The sequence below is a fragment of the Pilimelia terevasa genome (assembly GCF_014647915.1).
Classification (GTDB): domain Bacteria; phylum Actinomycetota; class Actinomycetes; order Mycobacteriales; family Micromonosporaceae; genus Pilimelia; species Pilimelia terevasa.
This window is the reverse complement of sequence record NZ_BMQC01000009.1, coordinates 1-21017: the sequence shown is the minus strand read 5'-3', so window position 1 is coordinate 21017 and position 21017 is coordinate 1. Positions and strand designations below refer to the sequence as shown.

The 21017-nt window shown below is 74.7% G+C and carries 23 protein-coding genes and 1 pseudogene; 10 read left to right on the top strand and 14 right to left on the bottom strand.

What is annotated here, in order from left to right; all coding sequences use genetic code 11:
• Window positions 1–1017 carry a DUF2867 domain-containing protein gene (locus IEY75_RS13790; protein ID WP_189114738.1) on the bottom strand — a complete coding sequence of 339 codons (1017 nt, stop codon included), beginning with the start codon at window positions 1015–1017 and terminating at the stop codon, window positions 1–3.
• 54 nt (window positions 1018–1071) lie between these two features.
• Here IEY75_RS13790 and IEY75_RS13785 point away from each other — a divergent pair, with 54 nt between their 5' ends.
• The 4 genes from IEY75_RS13785 to IEY75_RS13770 all read left to right on the top strand — a co-directional run bounded on the left by IEY75_RS13785 (window position 1072) and on the right by IEY75_RS13770 (window position 3957).
• Window positions 1072–1650: a TetR/AcrR family transcriptional regulator gene (locus IEY75_RS13785; protein WP_189114737.1), complete on the top strand. Its 579-nt coding sequence runs from the start codon at window positions 1072–1074 to the stop codon at window positions 1648–1650.
• 92 nt (window positions 1651–1742) lie between these two features.
• Complete coding sequence (locus IEY75_RS13780; protein WP_189114736.1) at window positions 1743–2267, top strand: YlcI/YnfO family protein; 525 nt, start codon at window positions 1743–1745, stop codon at window positions 2265–2267.
• Between the two features lie 68 nt (window positions 2268–2335).
• The gene (locus IEY75_RS13775; RefSeq protein WP_189114735.1) at window positions 2336–3181 is read left to right on the top strand and encodes a DUF4097 family beta strand repeat-containing protein; all 846 of its coding nucleotides are present in this window, start codon (window positions 2336–2338) and stop codon (window positions 3179–3181) included.
• Between the two features lie 254 nt (window positions 3182–3435).
• The gene (locus IEY75_RS13770; protein ID WP_373290277.1) at window positions 3436–3957 is read left to right on the top strand and encodes a DUF1360 domain-containing protein; all 522 of its coding nucleotides are present in this window, start codon (window positions 3436–3438) and stop codon (window positions 3955–3957) included.
• A 72-nt stretch (window positions 3958–4029) separates the two neighbouring features.
• On the opposite strand, the gene IEY75_RS13765 is transcribed toward IEY75_RS13770, so the two are convergent.
• Together IEY75_RS13765 and IEY75_RS13760 are read right to left on the bottom strand one after the other, a co-directional pair.
• Window positions 4030–4395, bottom strand: coding sequence for an anti-sigma factor antagonist (locus IEY75_RS13765; RefSeq protein ID WP_189114733.1), 366 nt, complete (start codon window positions 4393–4395; stop codon window positions 4030–4032).
• Window positions 4396–4613: 218 nt separating this feature from the next.
• Window positions 4614–6248: an ATP-binding SpoIIE family protein phosphatase gene (locus tag IEY75_RS13760; protein ID WP_229789675.1), complete on the bottom strand. Its 1635-nt coding sequence runs from the start codon at window positions 6246–6248 to the stop codon at window positions 4614–4616.
• A 241-nt stretch (window positions 6249–6489) separates the two neighbouring features.
• Here IEY75_RS13760 and IEY75_RS13755 point away from each other — a divergent pair, with 241 nt between their 5' ends.
• The 3 genes from IEY75_RS13755 (at window position 6490) to IEY75_RS13745 (ending at window position 7987) form a co-directional block, all read left to right on the top strand.
• Window positions 6490–6960 carry an Hsp20/alpha crystallin family protein gene (locus tag IEY75_RS13755; protein ID WP_189114731.1) on the top strand — a complete coding sequence of 157 codons (471 nt, stop codon included), beginning with the start codon at window positions 6490–6492 and terminating at the stop codon, window positions 6958–6960.
• Window positions 6961–7039: 79 nt separating this feature from the next.
• A complete protein-coding gene (locus IEY75_RS13750; protein WP_189114730.1) occupies window positions 7040–7402 on the top strand; it encodes a MerR family transcriptional regulator in 363 nt (120 codons plus the stop codon).
• Between the two features lie 54 nt (window positions 7403–7456).
• A complete protein-coding gene (locus IEY75_RS13745; RefSeq protein WP_189114729.1) occupies window positions 7457–7987 on the top strand; it encodes a histidine phosphatase family protein in 531 nt (176 codons plus the stop codon).
• A 48-nt stretch (window positions 7988–8035) separates the two neighbouring features.
• Here the strand turns inward: IEY75_RS13745 and IEY75_RS13740 are convergent, their stop codons facing one another.
• From IEY75_RS13740 to IEY75_RS13720, 5 genes are all read right to left on the bottom strand, one after another.
• Window positions 8036–9802: a sensor histidine kinase gene (locus IEY75_RS13740; RefSeq protein WP_189114728.1), complete on the bottom strand. Its 1767-nt coding sequence runs from the start codon at window positions 9800–9802 to the stop codon at window positions 8036–8038.
• A gap of 123 nt (window positions 9803–9925) precedes the next feature.
• Complete coding sequence (locus IEY75_RS13735; RefSeq protein ID WP_189114727.1) at window positions 9926–10708, bottom strand: signal peptidase I; 783 nt, start codon at window positions 10706–10708, stop codon at window positions 9926–9928.
• A gap of 8 nt (window positions 10709–10716) precedes the next feature.
• A complete protein-coding gene (locus IEY75_RS13730; RefSeq protein WP_189114726.1) occupies window positions 10717–11316 on the bottom strand; it encodes a hypothetical protein in 600 nt (199 codons plus the stop codon).
• A 2-nt stretch (window positions 11317–11318) separates the two neighbouring features.
• Complete coding sequence (locus tag IEY75_RS13725) at window positions 11319–11930, bottom strand: hypothetical protein (protein ID WP_189114725.1); 612 nt, start codon at window positions 11928–11930, stop codon at window positions 11319–11321.
• 210 nt (window positions 11931–12140) lie between these two features.
• On the bottom strand, window positions 12141–13379 hold the full coding sequence (locus tag IEY75_RS13720; protein ID WP_189114724.1) for a serine hydrolase domain-containing protein: 1239 nt from the start codon (window positions 13377–13379) through the stop codon (window positions 12141–12143).
• 104 nt (window positions 13380–13483) lie between these two features.
• Here IEY75_RS13720 and IEY75_RS13715 point away from each other — a divergent pair, with 104 nt between their 5' ends.
• Window positions 13484–13915 carry a VOC family protein gene (locus IEY75_RS13715; RefSeq protein WP_189114723.1) on the top strand — a complete coding sequence of 144 codons (432 nt, stop codon included), beginning with the start codon at window positions 13484–13486 and terminating at the stop codon, window positions 13913–13915.
• 131 nt (window positions 13916–14046) lie between these two features.
• Window positions 14047–15597, top strand: coding sequence for a GAF domain-containing protein (locus tag IEY75_RS20915; RefSeq protein ID WP_308425705.1), 1551 nt, complete (start codon window positions 14047–14049; stop codon window positions 15595–15597).
• Window positions 15598–15614: 17 nt separating this feature from the next.
• On the opposite strand, the gene IEY75_RS13705 is transcribed toward IEY75_RS20915, so the two are convergent.
• Entirely contained in the window at window positions 15615–16841 is a 1227-nt protein-coding gene (locus IEY75_RS13705; protein ID WP_189114721.1) for an RCC1 domain-containing protein, read from the bottom strand.
• Between the two features lie 468 nt (window positions 16842–17309).
• On the opposite strand from IEY75_RS13705, the gene IEY75_RS13700 reads away from it, so the two are divergent.
• On the top strand, window positions 17310–18146 hold the full coding sequence (locus tag IEY75_RS13700; protein ID WP_189114720.1) for a serine protease: 837 nt from the start codon (window positions 17310–17312) through the stop codon (window positions 18144–18146).
• Between the two features lie 104 nt (window positions 18147–18250).
• Here the strand turns inward: IEY75_RS13700 and IEY75_RS13695 are convergent, their stop codons facing one another.
• The 5 genes and pseudogenes from IEY75_RS13695 to IEY75_RS13675 all read right to left on the bottom strand — a co-directional run.
• A complete protein-coding gene (locus tag IEY75_RS13695) occupies window positions 18251–18586 on the bottom strand; it encodes a hypothetical protein (protein WP_229789673.1) in 336 nt (111 codons plus the stop codon).
• 195 nt (window positions 18587–18781) lie between these two features.
• Window positions 18782–19348, bottom strand: coding sequence for a hemerythrin domain-containing protein (locus IEY75_RS13690; protein WP_189114719.1), 567 nt, complete (start codon window positions 19346–19348; stop codon window positions 18782–18784).
• Between the two features lie 178 nt (window positions 19349–19526).
• Entirely contained in the window at window positions 19527–20144 is a 618-nt protein-coding gene (locus IEY75_RS13685; RefSeq protein ID WP_189114718.1) for a DUF3618 domain-containing protein, read from the bottom strand.
• The gene (locus tag IEY75_RS13680) at window positions 20141–20572 is read right to left on the bottom strand and encodes a phage holin family protein (RefSeq protein WP_229789671.1); all 432 of its coding nucleotides are present in this window, start codon (window positions 20570–20572) and stop codon (window positions 20141–20143) included. The genes IEY75_RS13685 and IEY75_RS13680 overlap by 4 nt, the downstream gene beginning before the upstream one ends.
• A pseudogene (locus IEY75_RS13675) lies at window positions 20569–21017 on the bottom strand (hypothetical protein); the annotation flags it as partial. The gene IEY75_RS13680 and the pseudogene IEY75_RS13675, both read right to left, overlap by 4 nt.

Here is a 21017-nt window from a genome sequence, read left to right as displayed (position 1 = left end):
CTACCGGGCGGCTTCGCGCGCGCGGGCCGGCGGGCGGCGGACCACCTGCGGCGCCGTCGCCTCCCGGCCGGCGTGCCGCAGCATCGCCCGGACCACCGCCGGGTGCGCCAGCCGCACCAGGGCCAGGTACCCGCGCCCGACCCGGGTGCGCGCCGCGGCCACGGTGGAGACCGTGACCGTGGTGGCCCCGGGTCCCGGCGCGACGAGGACGCTGACCCGGAAGTCCAGGTGCGCGGCGTCGGTGCCCAGCAGCACCTCGCCGTCGCCGGTCGCCAGGGTGTCGAACGCCGTCGCGCCCTCGGGCGCCACCCCGACCAGCGGCGCGAGGGCGTTGCGCAGCCGCAGGAGCGCGGCGACGGCCGGCGGCGGCCTGCGGAAGACGGCGTCCGCCCAGTCCTGGGGGTCCGCGGACGTCCCGGGCGGGACGCGCAGGGAGTACGCGTCGGCGAGGTCGCGGCGCGCCGGGCACTCCCGCAGCAGCCGGGCCCCGGCCGGGACCGGCACCGCCCGGACGCGGACGCTCTCGGCGGCCGCCGCCCGGCGCACCGGCCACGGGTACCGCACCGGCGCGCGGACGCCGCCCGTGACGTGCCGCTCGGCGTTGTCGAGCAGGTGCTCCACCACCGCGTCGTGGCACTGCCGAACCAGCAGCGGCCAGAGCAGCCGCATGGCGCCGGTGGGCCGGCCCTCCAGCCGGTGCCGGATCACGCAGCGGTCCGGCCCGCGCTCCTGTACCTCGAAGACGTGGACGCCGGTCAGCCCGATGGCCGGGTCGAACGCGCACGCGAGGAGGCGACCCGGCTCGTAGCGGGTGACCCGGTAGCGGATGGCGCCGTGGCCGCCGGCCGCGCCGACGCCGAGCGGCCGATCCAGGAGTACGGGCCGCCAGGTCGGGGACGGCCAGAGCGGGTCGTCGGCCGAGGCGAGCCGGTCCAGCAGGCGGCCGACCCGGTCGGCCGGGACGGGCAGCGCGCGTTCGTGGACGTTGCGGATCGCCGGGGTGTCGCCGGTAGCCATGGTGACCTCCGTACGGTGCCGTATGGTCTCTCCTCCGTACGGTACCGTACGGAAATGCCCCGACCACCCGTGAGCCGCCTCACCGCCGACGACTGGGCCGGGGCCGCGCTCGACGCGATCGGCCGCGGCGGCCTCGCCGCGGTCGCGGTCGAGCCGCTCGCCGCCCGGCTCGGCGCCACCAAGGGCAGCTTCTACTGGCACTTCGCCAACCGCGACGCGCTGGTCGCCGCCGCGCTGCGGCGCTGGGAGGACGGGCACACCGAGGCGGTCATCCGGTTCGTGGACGCCGAGCCGGACCCCCGGGCGCGGATCCGGCTGCTCCTGGCCACGGTCCTGACCTCCACCGACCACGACCCCGTGGAGGTGGCCGTGCTGGCCTCGGCCGCCCACCCGCTGGTGGCCCCGGCGCTGGCGCGCGTCAGCCGACGCCGCCTCGACTACACCGCGCAGCTCTTCCGCGACCTGGGCTTCCCCGCCGCCGAGGCGCACCGCCGCGGCCTGCTGGCGTTCACCGCGTACCTTGGCCACGCCCAGCTCGCCCACGCGACGCCCGCGCTGGTCCCGCGGGGCCGGGCCGACCGCCAGCGGTACATCGACGAGGTGGTGGCCCTGCTCACGGCGCCGGCAGCCTGACGCACCCCGCTCGCGGACGGGTGTGCCAAAGTGCTGCCACAATGTGTGCGCACTGCCTTGTTCGTGGCACCGCTGTGTGCCATCATGGTGCCATGGACCTGACCTCGCATGTGAACAACCTCGGCCGCGAGTTCGCCACGCTGGCCGAAGCCGGCGGCGACGAGGCGCGCGCGCTGGTCGAGCGCCTGACCGGGCCGCTGGAGTCGGCGATCCGCATGGCCCTGCTGGACGCGCTGTCGGCGGCCGCCGACGAGGTCACCCGGGACCTCGCGCCGGGATCGGTGGAGCTGCGCCTGCGCGGGCGAGACCCGCACTTCGTCGTGACCCCGCCGCCCGTCGAGCCGCCTACCCCGACGGACGGGCCGGCGGCCGGCGGCGGGCCGGACAGCGACCTGCCGGTCGCCGAGGACGGTCCCGCCGCGCGGATCAACGTACGCCTGCCCGAGCAGCTCAAGGCGGCCATCGAGGAGGCCGCCGCCAGGGAGGGCCGGTCGGTCAACGCCTGGCTGGTCCGGGCGGCCGCCGCCGCCCTGCCGCGGGCCGGGCACGACCGGCGGCCCGAGGAGCACGACACCGCCAGGCGGACCAGACAGCGCTTCACCGGCTGGGTGCGCTGACCGCACCCCGTTCTCCTTCCGCCCCCGCCCTGGGGGACGACGCGCCTACCCATGATGTGGAGACCTCCATGCCCGAATTCGAGACCCCCGGCCCCATCTCCGTCACGCTCGAACTCGGCGTCGGCAACGTGCGGATCAGCGCGAGCGACCGCACCGACACCGTCGTCGAGGTCCGCCCCAGCAACGACGCCGACGAGTCCGACGTGCAGGCGGCCCGGCAGGTCCGGGTCGACTACGCCGACGGCGCGCTGCGGGTGACCGGCCCGCGGTCGCGCGCCTTCGACTTCTCCCGCAAGAGCCGGTCGGTCGAGGTCTCCGTCGCCCTGCCCAGCGGCTCCCAGGTGGCCGCCCAGACGCAGCTCGGCGACCTGCACGGCACCGGCCGGCTCGGGGAGTGCCGGCTCAGGACCTCGGCCGGGCACGTCCGGTTCGAACACACGGGCCCGCTGCGGCTGGACACCTCGGCCGGCCACGTCACCGCCGGGGACGTCGCGGGCGACGCCGAGGTCTCCACCGGTACCGGGCACGTCCAGCTCGGCAAGGTCGAGGGTGCCGCCGTGGTCAAGAACTCCAATGGCGACACCACGATCGACGCGGTCGGCGGCGACGTGCGGATCCGCGCGGCCAACGGCCACATCCGCGTCGGGCGGGCCGGTGCCGGGGTCGACGCGAAGACGTCCAACGGCGGCGTCCACGTCGGCGAGGTGGTCCGCGGCGCGGTGGTCCTCGGCACCGCCTGCGGCGACCTGGAGATCGGCGTCGCCGAGGGCACCGCCGCGTGGCTGGAGGTGAACACCGGGTTCGGGCACGTGCGCAACCTGCTGGAAGGCGCCGCCCGGCCCGAGCGCACCGACCAGACCGTCGAGGTGCGGGGCCGCACGTCCTACGGCGACATCACGGTCCGCCGCGCCTGAGCCGCGTCCGGAGAGGGCTTACGGGCCTGTCCTGAGAGCGCGGTCCCGCCGAACGGGTGTGGATGGCGCGCGGATGGGCATGGCTGGGGACAGGCCCCCGGCGACGCCGGTGGCCGCGACACACCGGCGCGGTGCGCCGCAGGGATCGGGGGCGGTCACCGCATGATGATCGAGATGGGTCTGTCATGACATCGCATGTCGAGGTGCGGCCCGCGGTCGGGACGCAGGAGCGCCCGGCGGGCCTGCGCGGCGCCCTGGGCCGGATCGCCGCCGCCGGCCGGCGGGTCTCGTCCGCGTACAGCCCGGACGCGCCCCGCCCGCTGGCGGGCTACGTCGGCGAGCTGGCGGCGTACGCGGCGGTGCTCGGGCTGGTCGGCGCCCGGGTCCGGGCCGGCGGCCGGCTCCCGCGCGGCCTGGGCGCCGCCGACGTGGCGCTGCTGGGCGCGGCCACCCACAAGCTCAGCCGGCTGCTCGCCAAGTCCTCGGTGACCAGTCCGCTGCGCGCGCCGTTCACCCGCTTCCGGGAGCCCGCGGGGCCGGGGGAGGTCACCGAGGAGGTACGCCTGCGGCACCCGGCCGGGCACGCCGTCGGCGAGCTGGTCACCTGCCCGTTCTGCCTGGGCGTCTGGGTCTGCACGGGCCTGGCCGCCGGGTTCGTCCTCGCGCCCCGGGTCACCCGGACGGCCGCCGGGGCCCTGGCGGCGGTGACGGTCGCCGACTTCCTGCACCTGGCCTACGCCGCCGCGGAGCGGCTGGCCGAGCCCGACTCCGCCTGACCGACGCGTCGCCGGGCTCGCAGTCGGTCGGACCTTTCGGTGGTCGCTCCGGCGCCGGTCCGACCTTTTCGGTCAGTCGCGCCCGTCCGGGCGGTCGAGGCCGCGGCGGACGCCGAGAACGTCCAGCAGGCCGGTGACGTCCAGCACGCGGTACACGGGGGGCGGCGGCCCGTCCAGGACCAGCGCGACGCCCCGGCGCCGGGCGGCGGCGCGGCACGCCAGGAGCGTGTTGATCCCGGCCGCCGACAGGAACGACACCTCGCTCACGTCGACGACGACCTCGCCGCCGTCCCGGTGGCGCAGTGTCTCGATCAGGCAACGGTGCAGGGTCGCGCAGGTACCGAGGTCGATCTCGCCGACGGCCCGCAGGACGGTCCGGGCAGTGTCGCGGTGCACGTGCTGGATGTCCAGCGGCGGGGGGAGAATGGTGGCGACCATGGCAAATATGCCTTTCGTCGGGCGGAGGCGGTCCATGGGTGCAATCGGTCCCCGAAGCCCGCGCGGTGGGCGGGCGGTACCGATGCCGAGAGGACAAGCCCCGGAAGGGGATCAGCGACCCGACGATGAGATGTCTCCGTCGACGCTACACCCGATTGCCCCCGGCGTGCTGAGGGGAAAGCCCCCGGCGGCCGCGAACCGGCGGGTCCGGGCGGGCCTCAGGCGGGCGGTGCGGCGCCGGGCCGGGCGGCGATGACGACCGTCGTGCCGTCGGCGTCGCTGTCCAGGCTGACGACCTCCGCCATCTGCCGCACGATCCACAGGCCCATCCCGCCGGTGGGCGAGACGACCGGCCGGGTGGCCCGGTCGAGGTACGGCGCGGCGGCGAAGCCGGCGCCGCGGTCGCGGACCCGGCAGGTGAGCCGGTCGGCGAGCCGGAGCGTCACGTGGCCGGCGCCGCCGCCGTGGCGCACCGCGTTGACCATCAGCTCGTTGACGGCCGTCACCCAGTCGTCGAGGGCCTCGGCGTCCAGCCCGTGCCGCCGGGAGACCGCCTCGACCTCGTGCCGGACGGCCCCGACCGCGTCGGCGGTGAAGCCGGCGTCGAGGAGCTGCCGGCCCCCGCCGTCGTCGCCGTCGCCGTCCGGCGCGCGCCGGACGGCGAGGAGCGCGATGTCGTCGGTGGGTCGCGCCACGTCCGTGGTCAGCATGATCCGGCCGCAGATCTCCTCGGCCGGGCCGGTCCGCACCGCGGCCACCAGGCGCGCCAGTCCCACGTCGATGACCTCGTCCCGGCGCTCGACCAGCCCGTCGGTGTAGCAGACGAGCGCGGCGCCCGGGGGGAAGGCGATGTCGGTGCTGTGCCGGACGGGCCGCACCGACCCGATGCCCAGCGGCGGGTCGACCGGCGCCGAGACCAGCTCCGCCTCGCGCCCGGCGGCGGCGAGGACGGGCGGCAGGTGTCCGGCCAGCGACAGCCGCACCGTCGCGCAGTCCGGCGAGACCATCGCGTACAGCGCCGTGGCGAGGTTCCCCGCCTCGAAGTGGTGGATCTTGCGGTCCAGCATGTCCAGGGTCTCGGCCGGGTCGTCGCAGATCAGCGCGTACGACCGCAGGGCGCTGCGGAGCCGACCCATGATCACGGCCGACCGCAGCCCGTGGCCCGACACGTCGCCGATCACCACGCCGGTCCAGCCCGAGGGCAGCGGGAACACGTCGTACCAGTCGCCGCCGATGCCCAGGTCGTGCCCGGGTACGTAGCGGGCGGCCAGGTCGACGCCCGGTACGCGGGGAAGCTGGGGCGGCAGCAGGCTGCGCTGCAGCGCGAGTGCCGCCGCCTGCTCCAGGCCCCGGGAGCGGACCTGCGCGGCCATCCCGGCCCGGTCGGCGGCCAACTGGAGCAGGTACACGTCGTCGTCGGTGAACCGGCGGGGCGCGAGGGTGCCCACGTGCAGGACGCCGACCAGGACCCCGCCGGCCAGCATCGGGACCCCCAGCAGGGAGCGGATGCCCTTATTCAGCAGTACCTGGCTCACCACGTCCGCGCTGGTGACGTCGGCGACGACCACCGGCTGCTTGGTCTGGGCGACCCGGCCGGCGAACCCGTCGCCCACCCCGACCCGGAAGCCCTCCCAGACCTCCTCCTCCAGCCCCTTGGCCGCCGCCGCCACCAACTGCCGGGCGTGGGCGTCGAGGACGAGGATCGCGGCGGTGTCGACCACCAGCAGCTCCCGGAGCCGGTCGAGCAGCTCGTCGAGGAGCCCCGACGCGTCGAGCCGCGACAGCGCCGCATCCGTGATCACCTGGATCCGGTGCAGCCGCTGCGCGTCCGCCACAGTGCCCTCGCCCGCCACAACGGAAGCGTAGCGACCGCGCCGGTCCTCGTCCGGCCACCCCTGCGCCCGGCCGCGGGACGCGGCGCCGCCGACCGCGTCACCCTGGGGAGAACCTCTCTCGTCCGATGCAGATTTTATTTGTCGTGAGGCTTGCAATGGCTGAGCGGCCAGAGCTATCTTTTCTGTGCGGGTCCGCCACGAGGTTGCTCGGCCGGGCCCCGCCCACTGCCACGATCGGACCGACCCGGAGGTGACCAAGATGACGGGAATGCTTCGCTTCGACCCGTTCCGCGACTTCGACCGGCTGGCCGGCGAGGTCCTCAGCGGCCAGCGCACGCCCCGCCCGATGCCCATGGACGTCTACCGCCACGGCGAGCACTACGTCGTGGAGCTGGACTGCCCCGGCATCGACGCCGACTCGCTCGACCTGACCGCGGAGAACAACACGCTGACGGTCAGCGCGACCCGGCGCAGCCGCGCCCCCGAGGGCACGAAGTTCCTCATCGCCGAGCGGTCGAGCGGCTCGTTCAACCGCCAGTTGGTGCTCGGCGACGGCCTGGACCTGGACGCCGTCGACGCGTCCTACCGCGACGGTGTCCTCACCGTCACCATCCCGATCGCCGCCCAGGCCAAGCCGCGGCGGATCTCGATCGGCCGCGGCGAGGACGACGGCCACCAGGTCATCACGGGCGAGTCCCGCGAGCGGCAGCTTGCCGGATCGTCCGCCTGACCCGACGCCCCCGGCGGCCGGGGCGGGAACCGGCGCGAGCCGGCCCGCCCCGGCCGCCGTCCCGTGGAGGAGGAGCGACATGCTGCCCGGCCAGCCGCTGCACGACGGGGACTACCCCGCGTACTCGATGAGCGCCGCCTCCGGGATGCTCGGCGTCACCCCGGCGTTCCTGCGCGGCCTGGGCGCGCACGGGCTGCTCTCGCCGGGCCGGTCGCAGGGCGGGCACCGCCGGTACAGCCAGAACGAGCTGCACCTGGCCAGCCGGGCCCGCCAGGTGGTCAACGACGGCTTCGACCTGGTGGCGGCGTGCCGCATCGTGGCCCTCGAACACGAGCTGGCCGCCGCCCGCGCCACCATCGCCGCGCTCCAGGCCCAGCTCGGCGCCGCCCGGCGCGCGCACCCGACCCGCCCCGGCGCGCCGCCCGGCCCCGACGGCGGGTAGCCCCGGCGCGGCGCGCCCCGATTGGCGCCGCGGCGCCCAGGGTACGCACCGGCCATGGCGCAGTTGGGCTGGCTCGGGGTGGTCAGGCACGGACAGAGCGCGGGCAACGTGGCCGCCGCCGCCGCGGAGGAAGCGGGCCACGAGGCCATCGACCTGGCCGAGCGGGACGCGGACGTGCCGCTGTCCACGCTGGGCCGCGAGCAGGCCGCGGCGGTCGCCCGCTGGCTGGGGGACCTGCCACCGGAGCGCACGCCGCAGCTCGCCGTCGTCTCGCCCTACCTGCGCACCCGCCAGACCGCGGACCTGGCCCTGGCGGACGCCGACCTGCCCGTCGCGTACGACGAGCGGCTGCGCGACCGGGAGCTGGGCGTCCTGGACCTGCTCACCGCCACCGGCGTGCGCGCGCGCCTGCCGGGCGAGGAGGAGCGCCGCCGCCGGCTGGGCAAGTTCTACTACCGGCCGCCCGGCGGCGAGTCGTGGGCCGACGCCGCCAGCGGGCGCCGGCTGACGCCCCGGCACGGCGACACCGGCTACCTCGCCCGGGAGATCGTCGACGAGGTCGCGCACACCATCGCCGCGGTGTGACGGCCCGCGCCGGGGCGCTGACCGAAACCGCCGGGTCCGACCCGCCCCTCAGGCGGTGACCCGGGGACCGGAGTCGGCGGCCCGCGGTACCTCGGCCGCCGGGGGCGCGTCGGGTGCCAGCGGCAGGTCGACGCGCGCGGTCGTCTCCCGGTCGGGTACGGAGGTGAGGTGGAGCTGCCCGCCGTGCCGTTCGACGATGCCCCTGCTGATGACGAGGCCGAGACCGCGCCCCTGGACCGCCTGCGCGGTCGCGGTGGCCGCGCGGAAGAAGGGGGTGAACAGCCGTTCCTGCTCCTGCGGTAGGACGCCGGGGCCGGAGTTGGTGATCGTGACGACCGCGCGGCCGCCGCCGGTGGCGACGTCGACGGCGACGGCGCCCCCGGGCGGGGAGAACTTGGTGGCGTTCCAGAGCAGCTCCTCCAGCGCCTTGGCCAGCTCGTCGCGGTTGCCGACGGCGGGCACCGGCCGGTCGGGGGCGGTGAGGGCGATGTCGGCGCGCCCGGGCGCGCGGCGGCGCACCGCGGCGGCGGCCTCGGCGACCAGCGCGGCCACGTCGACGGCCGCGCCGTTGCGCTGGAGGTCGACGCCGCCGAGGCCGGAGGCGGACAGCAGATCGGAGACCAGCCCGGAGAGCCGGTGGCTGTTGCGGGAGATGGCGTCGATGTTGCGCCTCGTGCGGGGGGCCGCGTCGGCGGGCGTGGACTCGGCCAGCTCCTCGACGCGGCCCAGGATCGTGGTCAGGGGCGTGCGCAGCTCGTGGGACAGCAGGGTGATGAACTCGTTCTTGAGCCGGTCGTGCTCCTGGAGGCGGACGTTGCTGCCGGCGAGGGCCTCGGCGCGCCGGTCCAGCTCGCCGACCTGCTGCTGGATGCGGTGCAGCAGGTGGTCGTTGTCGCGCAGGGTGAGGAACTGCCGCAGGACCACCAGCGCCGCCAGGCCGCCGGCCATCGTCCGGTGGGTGAGCGGGGCCCCCGCCGGGGTCAGCGACGCCGCCATCGCCAGGACGAAGGGGACGTAGGGCAGCGCCAGCCCGACCTGGGTCGGCCGGTGCCGGTGGGCGGGCGCCCCCGCCGGGGGGTCCGGGACGGTGGCCGCGGCGCCGGCCAGGGCGAAGGCGCACAGGTGGGCGATGTCGGCGGCCCAGCCCGCCGCCTGGTCACCGGCGCCCACCTCGTGGACGGCGGCGAGGTCGCCCACGATCAGCGCGGCCAGGCCCAGCGCCAGCAGGGACACCGTGTGGTTGCGGAAGCCCACCCGGGTGAGGACGAAAATGATCAGCGTGGTGACCGCGAGGTCGCCGAGGACCAGCGCGACGTCGAACCCCGTGCCGGCCGGGTAGCCGCCCCGCGGCGGATCCCACGGGGTGAAGAGCAGGGTGGTGTACAGCAGCAGCAGCGACGCCGACAGGATCACGCCGTCCAGCAGCACCCGGCCCACGGGGATCCGGCCGAACGCGTGCCGCAGGAAGATCGACAGGCCGACCGCGGTCAGCAGCGGGAACAGGCACAGCGTGCCCTGTCCGAGCAGGTGCGGGAACGACCCGACCGGGGCGAACGCGACCAGGGCGTGTCCGGCGGCCCAGGTCAGCACACCGGCGGCGAACACCCGCCAGGCGACCGCGCCGCGGTCGTCGTAGCGGCGGCCGCGCTGTACGCAGCGGAGCACCGCGAGCAGCGCCACCGCCACGGCGCCCACCTGGAGCGTCACCTCGGCGCGGGCGAGCCGGCCGTCGGCGGCGAGCGCCCCCGCCAGACCGGCGACGCCGGCCACCAGCGGCAGCTCGCACCGCAGCGGCATCGGAAGCATCCAGGCCATGGCCACCCGTCCCTCGCGGTACGCAGGGCCGAACAATCGTCGGTCACATTACTCCCGGCGCATTGCCGATCCGCCGCGAAATTCGTACGGGCAAACGTCCGATGATTGGGTGGGCCGGCGCGTTCAGCGGGACGAGGGCACCAGGTCGGTGAGGTCGTCCAGCACGCCGGTGAGCCGGAGGGCGTGGTCGTTGATCCGGCGGGCCATGTCGGACTCGCGGGCGGGCATCGCGTCGCCGGCCTCGCTCAGCACCTCGCCGTACCCGATGATGGTGGTCAGCCGGTGCCGCATCTCCTGGCTGGCCAGGCGGACGGCCTCGGTCAGGTCCTCGTCGGCCGCCTCGGCCGGCGCGGTCTCCACGGTCGCCCGGCGGCGCAGGAGCCGGCTGGCCACGGCCCCGGCGACCAGCATCAGGGCGATCCCGCCCCACAGGCGGGCGGCGCCCAGGTCGCTGACGCTGCGGTGCAGGCCCTGGTAGAGGGCACCGAGCCGGGGGACGCTGGCGTTCACCCGGTACAGCGCGGACCGGTTCAGGTCCAGGGTCCAGGGGTCGTTGCCGCTGTTGGCGTCCCCGCGGGTGTGGGCGAGCGAGGCGCCGTCACGGGTGAACCGCTCGACGACCCGGTGCATGACGCTGGGGGCGCCGGCCGTCGCGTCGGGCCGCTGGAACATGATGACGTCGCCGACGCGCACGTGGTCGGCGGCCACCGGTACGGCCACCACCAGGGCGTGGGTCGGGATGGTCGGCTCCATCGAGCCGCTGAGGACCGCCTCGACCCGTCCCTGCGTGGCCATGATGCCGACGCTGGCGGCGAGGAAGGCGAGCGAGACGCTCATGGTGAGCGCGAGGAAGGCGCGGTGCAGCCGGTGGCGCACGGTGCGGCGGGTGCGGACGGATGCTGTCATGCGTCTCCCTATCCTGCGGTGCGGTTGGCGCCGCCGGTGGGCAGCGTCCCGGTCAACGGAAGCAAGGTGACAGTGCCGCTGAGCACCGCCAGCGCGGTCACGGTGATCTTCAGGTGAATGGTCTGGTTGGCGGCCAGGGTGGAGCCGTTGCCGTAGGCGACGACCGGGTCGCCGCTGAGCGCCGCCGAGTTGACGAGGGTCGCCTGGCCGCTGGCGCAGGCGCCGCCGCTGAAGGCGACGGCGCAGCGGACGAGGGTGACCCGGGCCGCCGAGGGCACGCCGGTGGCGTCGACGCCACCGGAGAAGCGGGCCGCGGTACTGCCGGTGTTGCGCAGGCTCGCGTATCCGGTGGTGCTCAGCAGGGCCACGGGCAGCGGCAGCGAGAAGCTGGCCGGGTCGCTGCCGCCGAACGCGTACGAGGTGCTGGCCATGGTGAACGTGCCGCTGTCCCGGCTGGCCTTGGGTACCACCCACGGCGCCGCGTGCGCGGGGGCCGGGGCGAGCGGGACGGCGAGCAGGGTCGCCGCCACCGCGGCGAGGCGACGCCCCGCCCCGCCGCCCGGGCGGGTACCCGGGCGGCGGCGCGGCGGCGTGATGGCGGCGGTCACGGTCAGCCCGCGGTCCGGTTCCGGTTGCCGTTGGAGGCGGTGGTACCGGTGATCGTCACGTTGACGGCACCCTGCTTGCCCTGGAACGTGCTCTGGTCGGCGGTGCCGTTGAGCTGGACCTTGTAGCGCAGGTACCTGACCCCGTTGGCGGCCACGGTGCCGAGACTGACCGGGGTCGCGCCGGCGACGTCGGTGGTGGCGGCGACGACGGCGACGGTGCCGGAGCAGGTGCCGTCGCTGGCCCAGGCGGCGGGGCAGGTGTCGACGGCGAACTGGAGCCCGCCGGCACCGGCGAGCACCCCGGTGCCCGCGGCGGTGGCGGTGAACACCTCGCTCGCGGAGCCGGTGTTGGTCAGATTGGCGTAGCGGTACACGTAGTCGCCCGGCAGCAGGTTGGCGACTCCGGTGCTGAACGTCGTGCCGTTGGTGTCCACGTGGGCCATGCCCACGTTGGTCGCCTCGTTGGTACCGCCGGCCGCGTTGGCCGTGCTGGTCCACGCGGCGAATACTCCACCGCCGGCCAGCAGCGCACCACCGGCGGCGAGCGTGGCGACTGCCGTCCAGCCGGTGACGAGGGACCAACGCCCGCCCGCCGCTACGATCTTCTCTGCCATTCAGACCCTTCCGTCGTCGGCCGCGTGGCCGCTCAGCCCATCCGTACGGCCACTCCCATCGGAGGCGGCCGGCCGGCCCTGAGCCGTTGGCCAGACGAAAAACCAGACGTCGGGGATGCGGGGTCCACCCCTGCCCGGCCGGGAACCGGACGCGATTCCCGGCCGGGCGTACAGGTGACAGACCCCTGCGTACGGGGCGGGGCGCGGCGGTCAGCCCAGCAGGCCGGCGGGCTGGCGGTGGCGCAGGGACCGCAGGCCGGCGGAGTCCGCGGGCGGGGCGGCGTTGCACAGCGCGCCGAACACCACCCGCGCCCGGGCGGCCAGCACCCGGTCGGTCTCCGCCTCGCTGGCCCAGATGTTCTGGTTGTCCGCGGACGTCACCTGCCGGGCTCCGTCGGCGCTGTGCAGCGACTCGGTGAGGTGCCCGATCACGGCGCCGCCGTGGCCGTAGAACCACTGGGCGCCGGCCGGGCAGCCGACCTGGACGGCGGCCAGCCCGAGCCCGTACCGCTGGCCCGGCGTCCCGGTCTCCGCCATCCCGAGCATCTCCGCCTGCTGGGCGGGGGCGAGCAGCCCGCCGGTCAGCAGGGCGCGGAAGAAGACGTTCAGGTCGGCGGTCGTGGAGACCAGCTCGCCGGCCGCCCACGCCCACGACATGTTGAAGTCGGTGTAGTCGCGCCGCCCGGCCGCGTCGTAGGCGATGTACGCCCGGTCGTGGGCCCCGCGGATCCGCTCCGCGCTGCCCGGCAGGTAGGTGTCGGCCAGCTTCAGGGGGGTCAGGATCCGGCTCTGCACCGCCGCCCCGTACGGCTGCCCGGTGACCTTCTCCACCACCAGCCCCGCCAGCAGGTAGTTGGTGTTCGAGTACGACCAGCCCTTGCCCGGCGCGAAGACCTGCGCCCCGTTGACGCCGATGGAGGCCAGCACCCGCGGCGGGATCGTGGTGTGCCGGGCCCAGTCGATCGCCGCCAGGTCCGCGGTCAGCACCTCGGTGTAGTTGGACAGGCCGCTGGTGTGCTGCAGCAGCATCCGCACCGTGATCTGCGCCCCGCGGTCCGGCGAACCGTCGGGCTTCGTCGCCGGCAGCAGCTCGGGCAGGTAGGTGGCGACCGGGGCGTCGAGCGCGACGCGGCCCTCGGCGACGAGTTGCAGCACGGTCACCGCGACGAACGTCTTGGTGATGCTGCCGACGCGGTGGCGCAGGTGCGTCGCCATCGGACGCTCGGACTCCACGTCGGCGAGCCCGTGCGCCATCCGGGCCCGCTCCTCGCCGGCCCGGATCTCCGTGAACACGCCGGGCATCCCGGCGCCGACCTCGGCCTTGAGCAGCGAGCGGACCAACTTCCTGTCGATGGTGGACGGGGTCGCTGCGGCGGGCGCGGCGACACCCAGCGGTGCGGCGAGCGCGAGTGCGAGCACGGCGGCGAGACGGGCGGTCGGCAGTGGCACGCGAAACCTCCGGGACTGGGGCAGCATCGCCGCCAGGCTATCGACCGGCGGCCGGACCCGCCGCCCCCTCCCGCTCGCGCCGCGGCTTGCGTAGCGTCGTGCCCATGACCTCCGCGCACCCGCCGATTCCGCGTTTCCACCTGGCCGTGCCGGTCGACGACCTGGCGGCGGCGAGGCACTTCTACGGGGAGGTCCTGGGCCTGCGGCAGGGCCGCAGCGCCGACACCTGGGTCGACTGGGACCTGCACGGCCACCAGTTCGTCACCCACCTGGCGCCCGCGCCGGCCCGGCGCACCCACAACCCGGTCGACGGCCACGACGTACCGGTGCCGCACTTCGGACTCATCCTGCCCGTACCCGAGTTCCACCTGCTCGCCGCGCGGCTGCGCGCCGCGGGCAGCGTGTTCACCATCGCGCCGCACGTGCGCTTCCCCGGCGGGGCCGGCGAGCAGTGGACGATGTTCCTGCTCGACCCGGCCGGCAACGCCCTGGAGTTCAAGGCGTTCCGCGACGAGTCCCAGATCTTCGCCGGCTGACCAGCCACCCCGCGACCCCCGCGCCGGCCAGTAAGTCGCGCCGTACCGGCAGTTCAGCCTCAGGTTCCGGGCTACGGTGCCGTTGGGTGAGCGGATGGGTGTCGGATCGGGTGAGGGTGGTCATGCTTCGTATGCGCAACAGGGACGCGCTCGCCGCGGTGACAGCCGCCGAGGAGGCCCGGCGCGACACGCACGCGGTCACCGCGGTGGTGCGCGCCCTGGCTGAGGTGCGGACGTCGGCCGACGCGGCGCAGGTCGCGCTGGACGCGGTGCGGCGCTGCTTCGGCTGGGCGTACGGCTCGTACTGGCGGATCGACAGGGACGCGGACGTCCTGCGGTTCGCGGTCGAGTCCGGCGACGCCGGTCCCGAGTTCCGCCAGGTCACCCTCGCGGCGTCGTTCGCGCCCGGGGTGGGGCTGTCGGGGCAGGTGTGGCGGCGGCGGGAACTGGTGTTCGTCCAGGACATCGGCGAGGTGACCGACTGCGTGCGGGCGCCCGTCGCCCAGCGCGTCGGCGTCCGCAGCGGCGTCTGCTTCCCGCTGTTCGAGGGCGACGCCGTGGTCGCGACGATGGACTTCTTCGCCACCGAGGTGCTGGACCCCTCCCCGGAGCGGCTGGACGCGCTGCGCGCCATCGGGCTGCTGGTGTCGCAGGCGCTGGAGCGGATCACCGACGCCGAGCGCCAGGGCGCCGCCGCGGTCGACCTGGCCGCCGTGAACACGGTGCTCCGCGACGTGGCCGACGCCGGTACCGTCGAGGCCGCCACGGGCTCCGCGCTGGAGACCATCCGCCGGGAGTTCGGCTGGGAGTACGGCTCGTACTGGTCGATCGACGAACACGAGCAGGCGCTGCGGTTCGTCCTGGAGTCCGGCAGCGCCGGGGCCGAGTTCCGGCGGGTCACCACCCAGGCCAGCTTCGCCCGGGGAGTCGGCCTGGCGGGCCGCGCCTGGGCCGCGAAGGACATGATCTTCGTGCCCGACCTCGCCGAGGTGAGCGACTGCGTGCGCGCGCCGGCCGCCCGCCGCGCGGGCGTCCGCGCCGGGGTGTGCCTGCCGCTGACGGTGCACGGCGAGGTGGTCGGCACCATGGACTTCTTCTCGACCGCGGCCATCCAGCTCTCCGAGAGCCGCGCGGAGGCGCTGCGCAACACGGCGTTCCTGGTGTCGCAGGCCATCGAGCGAATCAAGGACCGCACCGACCGCATCGGCCGGGCCGGCGCCGAACTCGTCAGCTCGATCGAGGAGGCCGAGCGCAACGTGGTCCAGGCGACGGGCGTGACGCACGAGGCCCACGCGCTGACCGGCGAGGCCAACGAGGCCGTCGGCCGGCTGGCCGAGTCCAGCGGCAAGGTGGGCGACGTCGTCAAGGTCATCAACTCGATCGCCGAGCAGACCAACCTGCTGGCCCTCAACGCCACCATCGAGGCCGCCCGCGCGGGCGAGGCCGGCCGCGGGTTCGCCGTCGTCGCCGGGGAGGTCAAGGAGCTGGCCCAGGGTACGGCGAAGGCCACCCGGGACGTCGCCGGGCTCATCGCCGCGATCCAGGGGGACGCGGGCAGCGTCGTGGGGGCACTGGCCGCGATCAGCGCCATCGTGGACCGGATCAACGAGACCCAGACCATGATCAGCGGCGTGCTGACCGAGCAGGCCGCCGTCACCCGCGAGATCGTCACCGACGTCTGAGCGACCCGGCGGCCCCGTCAGCCGATGGCGAGGGTGGTGTGGCTGCCGCTGCCGCCGGCGTAGATGGTGCCGGTACGGCCGGAGACCAGTTTCGGGGCGGTCTCGTCGGAGGTGTCGCCTTGGCCGAGCTGGCCGTAGGCGTTGTCGCCCCAGCAGTAGATGGCCCTGGCGGTGTTGTTGGCGCAGGTGAATTCGTTGCCGGGGGTGACCTTGGCCCAGTCCGTTGCTGAGCCGATCTGTACGGGTGAGGTGCGGTCGCCGGTGACGCCGATGCCGAGTTCGTAGGTGTCGTTGAGTCCCCAGCACCAGAGGCTGCCGCTCTTGAGTCCGCAGTTGTGGTCGCGGCCGGCGACGACGGAGGTCCAGGTGGTGAGGGCGCCGATCTGGGTGGGTGTCTGGGCGGTGGTGTTGTTGCCGCGGCCGAGTTGGCCGGAGTCGTTGAGTCCCCAGCACCACAGGGTTCCGGCGCTGCGTAGGGCGCAGGCGTGCTGTCGGCCGACGGTGATGGCGGTGTGGGTGGTGTTGCTGCTGGTGGTGACGGGCAGGTCCTGGTTGGCGGTGTTGGAGTTGCCGAGCTTGTAGTTGATGCCCTCGCCCCAGCAGTAGACGGCGCCGCCGCGGATGCCGCAGGTCTGGACGTTGGCGGCGGCGATGTCGGTCCAGTTGGTGCCGGTACCGACCTGGCGTGGAGTGTTGTATTCGGTGACGTTGTTCTGGCCGAGTTGGCCGAAGTCGTTCTGTCCCCAGCACCACAGGGTGCCGGCGGTCTTGATCGCGCAGGTGTGGTAGCCGCCGGTGGCGACCGCGGTCCACGCTCCGGTGACCTGGGCGGGTGAGGAGGTGTTGGTGTTGTTTCCACGTCCGAGTTGCCCGCGCGGGTTGGCGCCCCAGCACCACAGGGTGTCGTCCGTGCGGATCGCGCACGTGTGCCCGGTGTCGAGGTCGTCGGCGGGCTGGTTGGAGCTTGCCGCGTACACCCATGTCGTCAGCGCCCCGACCTGCAGCGGGCTGGTCCTCGGGCTCGTGGTGTTGCCGAGGCCGAGCTGACCGGTGGTGTTGTCGCCCCAGCCGTACAGGCTGCCCGCGTTGAAGTACTGGGCGGCGGTGAGGGCGCTGGCGGCGTTCGACGTGGTCCGGCTGAAGGCGCTCCGGACCGGGTGGGCGCAGGCCAGTGCCAGCGCGATGCCCAGGATCAGGCACGCGCCGAGCCACCGCTCACCCGCCCGCGTCATCTCGACCCGCATGTTGGCACTCCTGACGTCGCTTCGCCGATCGGCCGCGCGGCACCGGTGCTTAGCGCCGGCCTGGGGCCAGTTCGGCTCCGTGGGTTGAATTTCGGTTGGCGACCGTTGCGGGAAAGGTGCGGTGAAATGTAACCGGCGCCGGGGTGACTTCCTCGTTTCCGGCGGACGGGGAGCGATCTGTGTGCGGAATTACATGGCCTCGTCCCGGGGAAATCCGTCTCTATATCTTGACCATGCGTTGGGGCTGCTGGGCGGCCGCGCCTCCTGATCCGGTGCGGGTGCGCCCGCCGCAGAGGTGCGCGAGTCGGCGCCTGATTGATGTCCGCCGGTGGTTGAACCAAATGCGAAAGCGTGTCTACTGTGTCCCCGACCCGACCGGGACCCCACGACGTATCCCGGGACTTCGAGGAATCTCCGTTGTGAACGAGTGGACCATTCTGCCTCCACATTCGCTCAGAGGGGAACATGATGACATCACGAAAGGCGATCGCGGCGATCTCCGCCGGCATCGCCGCCAGCATTCCGGTGGCACCGCCCGCACCGGCCTCCGCGGCGCCCGCCCCGGCGGCGCCCGGCGACACCCGCATCGTCGGCGGCGCGGAAGCCGCGGCCGGCGCCTACCCGTGGATGACCTACGTGACCGTCGGCTACCGGGGCATGAGCCGCGTCTGCGGCGGCGCGCTGGTGTCCGCGGACATCGTCCTCACCGCGCAGCACTGCCTGGCCGACAGCGCCACGCACGGCAGGCCCACCAGCCTGACGGCCGACATCGGCGCGCTCGACCACACCGCGGCGGCGCAGGCCGGCACCCGGCGCTTCGGCGGAAAGTACCTGCTCGGCGCCGGTGTCGGCGCCGGGGACTGGGCGGTGATCAAGCTGACCAGGCCGCTCAAGGCCAGGAGCCGCCCGGTCCTGCCTGCCGACGAGGCGTACGACGCCAAGAAGACGATGCGGGCGCTGGGTTGGGGGAGCACCAACGAGTCCGGCCGGCCGGTCCGGAACCTCCGGGAGGTCGACCTGCCCTACGCGCCGGCCGCGGCCTGCGGCCGGAACGCCCACCACGAGATCTGCGCCGGGGACCTCGCCAACGGCGGCGTGGACACCTGCCACGGCGACGGCGGCGGCCCGCTGCTGGCGGCCGCCCTCGGCGGCAGGTGGGTACAGGTGGGCATCACCAGCCACGGCTTCGGCTGCGGCCGCGTGGACCACCCCGGCCACTACACCCGGGTCAGCGCGTTCACCGCCAAGATCCAGGCCGCCATCACCCTGCTGGACGGAGAGGCGGCGCAGACCACAGCCCCGTAAACCGCGTCCGCCCGCCGGGGGCCGCGTGGGACCGCCTCTGCCAAGCGCGGTCCCACGCCACCGCGGCGGGCCGGATCGGCCGCCGCCGGTTTGGGGTCCTCAGCTCACGGGGCGGCCCGGGAGAGCTGCTCCCGGCCGACCTGCAGGTGGACGACGCCGGGGATCCCCGGCTCACTGCCCGCGACCCGCGCCACCTCGTCGCCCGCGGCGAAGGTGTCGTTGGACAGCAGGCCGCTGCCGTCGATGCGCAGGTACCCGGCGGCCATCAGGCGCTCGGCGGCCGGCGTGACGGTGTCGGGGCGCACCGGCGTACCGGGCGGCTGGACGGCGCTCACCGTCCCGGCCTCCGCCCCGGCGGAGTCGACGACGGTCATGCCGACCCCGACCTGCGCGAGGTCGGGCGGCGACTGCGGCACACCGGCCGGTGATGTGTTCGCCATGGGTCTGTCCTTTCGACGGAGTCTGTGGCCTGCATTTCCCGGCCGGGCCCCGCCGGTAAACGTGCCGGCTGCCGGGCGGGGCGGGCCGCCCCCGGGTGGCGGGCCGTCACCCGCCCGACGGGCGGCGCGCCGAGGTGTCCGCCCTGGGTGACGGAGCGTCCGGCCGCGGTGCAGGGAACCCGCGCGGGGCGCGGCTCAGCCGGTGACGCGGCCGCTCAGCTTGTCCCGCAGGCGGTCCACCAGACCGACACCCGGACCGACGACCATGTGGAAGAGCTGGTTGTTCGGCGCCCCGGGGTGGGGCCGGGTGGGGGCGAGCTTCTTGGCGATCTCCACCTGCCCGGCCAGCTCGGCGAGCTCCTCGCGCGGGATGGCGCGCCGCAACTCGGGGAACTGGTCCTGCTCCTCGTCCCGGACGTGGTCGGCCAGCAGCCGCTCCAGCCGGCCCAGCGCGGTGTCGAACTCGGCACTGGAGACGTCGACGTCCTCCAGCCGCTTGAGCGTCACCTCGATTTCCTGGTGCTCGTCGATGTCGTGGGCCACCGCCCGCTCGCCGTCGTCCAGGTACTTGCGCATGACCGGGTACACGTACATCTCCTCGGCCACGGCGTGGCGGACCAGCTCGCTGATGGCGGTGTCGGTCAGGTCCCGGCGCACCATCGGGTCGGTCACGGTCCTGATGTTGGCGATCAGCGCCGTGACCTCCTCGTGGTCCTCGGTCAGTACGTCGATGACATCCTTGCTGATTTGGCTGCTGGTCACGGCTTCCCCCTGGCTCGATCGGTGCTGTCACTGGGCTCGATCGGTACTGTCACCGGGCCTGGTCGCCGGGCGGCGCACCGCCCACCTGTTCCGCCTACCCCCGCCCCGACCGGGCAAACAGGCGCCGACGTGCGGCGGCGCCGCCGGCACCCCCCCGCCGGAGCCCGGGTCGGGCGGGTCAGTTCGCGGGGTGTCGGCTTGCCTGTCGCGTGTCGTCGCGGAGGGCCTGGGCGGCCTGGGTGGTGTCCTCGCGGACGGTGTCGGCGGCCTGGGTGGCGGTGTCCTGGAGAGTGTGGACTGCCTGCTGGGCCGGTTGGCGGAGTTGGTCGGTGATCTCCTGCGCGGCCTGGGTGAGTTCCTGCTTGAGCTGCGGGGCGCGGTCCTGGACGGTGTCCCTGGCCTGGGTGACGGCGCGGCGTTCCGGGTCGGTGCCCGGCAGCAGGGAGGAGGCCAGCCAGCCGGCTCCGAACGCGAGGAGCCCCGCGGCCAGCGGATTGCCCTGGGTCTGGCGGCGGAGGGCGGCAGGGGCGTCGGCGGCGGCCTCGCCGACGGTGTGGGCGGCTTCGCCCACCCGGTCGCCGAGGTCGCCGGTGCCGGTGGCGAGGGTGTGGCCGGCGTGGTGGGCGGTGCCCATGACGGTGTCGCGCAGGGAGCGCAGCGCCCCCGTCACCCGCTGCTTGCGCTCCTCGACCATGCGGGCCGGGCTGGCCTTGTAGGCCAGGGCGTCCACGTCGTGGCTGAGGCTGGCGCGGGTGCGGTCGATGTCGCGGCGGATCTGGTCCGGGCTGGTGGTCATCGGGCTGCTCCTCGGTTCGGCTTGAGCGCGTCTGGGATCTTCTCGACGGTGTCGGCGGTCCGGGGTAGGCCCTTGAGCCGCCGGAGTTGGGTGCGGGCCCTGGCGTAGAGGACGGCCGCGGCGGCGGCCCAGAGGACGGCGACGATCAGGGCGGCCCAGCCGCCGTGCATGAGGCTGGACAGTCCCCACCACAGGGCGATGGACGCGAACAGGAGGGTCATGTGCCCGGCCACGCCGGCTCCGGCGAACATCGCCGAGGCTCTGCCCGCCTTCGCGGCTTCGACCTTCACCTCGGCTTTGGCCAGCTCCATCTCCTGCCTTACCAGCAACGACAGATCCTGGGTCACCGCGCCCAGCATGTCCCCGAACGAACGCGACCCCACGTCGCCGAACCGGTCGGTCAGCGCGGGCGCCTCCTCGGTGTTCACCGCGCCACTCCGGTCTCGGCGACCCCGTTGCCACCGCCGCCCGACAGCCCGTTGCCGGCCCCCGGGCCGTAACCCGGATCCGTCCGGCCGGCGGGGGGCGGGTAGGTGTGGCCCGACGCCGGGCGTACCGGCTCGGGGGAGGGGGTGGCCCGCCCGCTCCCGGCCGGCGCCCGGCCCGCGCCGCCGCCGCCCGGAGTGGTGGCGTTGCGGGTGACCCGGCCGGCGAGCACCCCCAGCGCCGCAGCACCGAGCAGGAACGTGCCCGGACTACGCCGCGCGTACGCACGCACCTCCTCCAACACCGCCCCCGGCTCCCGGCCCTCCAACCAACCCGCCAGATCCGTGATCCGCGTCGACGCCTGCCGGACCAACTCCGTCGCCGTACCGGACTCCGGCGACGCCTCCGACATCCCCCGCAGCTCCTCACCGATCGCCCGCAGACCAC

Coding starts and splice junctions, on each gene's coding strand:
- IEY75_RS13790 (WP_189114738.1), bottom strand. CDS start 1,017: ATGGCTACCGGCGACACCCCGGCGATCCGCAACGTCCACGAACGCGCG.
- IEY75_RS13785 (WP_189114737.1), top strand. CDS start 1,072: ATGCCCCGACCACCCGTGAGCCGCCTCACCGCCGACGACTGGGCCGGG.
- IEY75_RS13780 (WP_189114736.1), top strand. CDS start 1,743: ATGGACCTGACCTCGCATGTGAACAACCTCGGCCGCGAGTTCGCCACG.
- IEY75_RS13775 (WP_189114735.1), top strand. CDS start 2,336: ATGCCCGAATTCGAGACCCCCGGCCCCATCTCCGTCACGCTCGAACTC.
- IEY75_RS13765 (WP_189114733.1), bottom strand. CDS start 4,395: ATGGTCGCCACCATTCTCCCCCCGCCGCTGGACATCCAGCACGTGCAC.
- IEY75_RS13755 (WP_189114731.1), top strand. CDS start 6,490: ATGACGGGAATGCTTCGCTTCGACCCGTTCCGCGACTTCGACCGGCTG.
- IEY75_RS13750 (WP_189114730.1), top strand. CDS start 7,040: ATGCTGCCCGGCCAGCCGCTGCACGACGGGGACTACCCCGCGTACTCG.
- IEY75_RS13745 (WP_189114729.1), top strand. CDS start 7,457: ATGGCGCAGTTGGGCTGGCTCGGGGTGGTCAGGCACGGACAGAGCGCG.
- IEY75_RS13740 (WP_189114728.1), bottom strand. CDS start 9,802: ATGGCCTGGATGCTTCCGATGCCGCTGCGGTGCGAGCTGCCGCTGGTG.
- IEY75_RS13735 (WP_189114727.1), bottom strand. CDS start 10,708: ATGACAGCATCCGTCCGCACCCGCCGCACCGTGCGCCACCGGCTGCAC.
- IEY75_RS13725 (WP_189114725.1), bottom strand. CDS start 11,930: ATGGCAGAGAAGATCGTAGCGGCGGGCGGGCGTTGGTCCCTCGTCACC.
- IEY75_RS13715 (WP_189114723.1), top strand. CDS start 13,484: ATGACCTCCGCGCACCCGCCGATTCCGCGTTTCCACCTGGCCGTGCCG.
- IEY75_RS20915 (WP_308425705.1), top strand. CDS start 14,047: ATGCGCAACAGGGACGCGCTCGCCGCGGTGACAGCCGCCGAGGAGGCC.
- IEY75_RS13705 (WP_189114721.1), bottom strand. CDS start 16,841: ATGCGGGTCGAGATGACGCGGGCGGGTGAGCGGTGGCTCGGCGCGTGC.
- IEY75_RS13700 (WP_189114720.1), top strand. CDS start 17,310: ATGACATCACGAAAGGCGATCGCGGCGATCTCCGCCGGCATCGCCGCC.
- IEY75_RS13695 (WP_229789673.1), bottom strand. CDS start 18,586: ATGGCGAACACATCACCGGCCGGTGTGCCGCAGTCGCCGCCCGACCTC.
- IEY75_RS13685 (WP_189114718.1), bottom strand. CDS start 20,144: ATGACCACCAGCCCGGACCAGATCCGCCGCGACATCGACCGCACCCGC.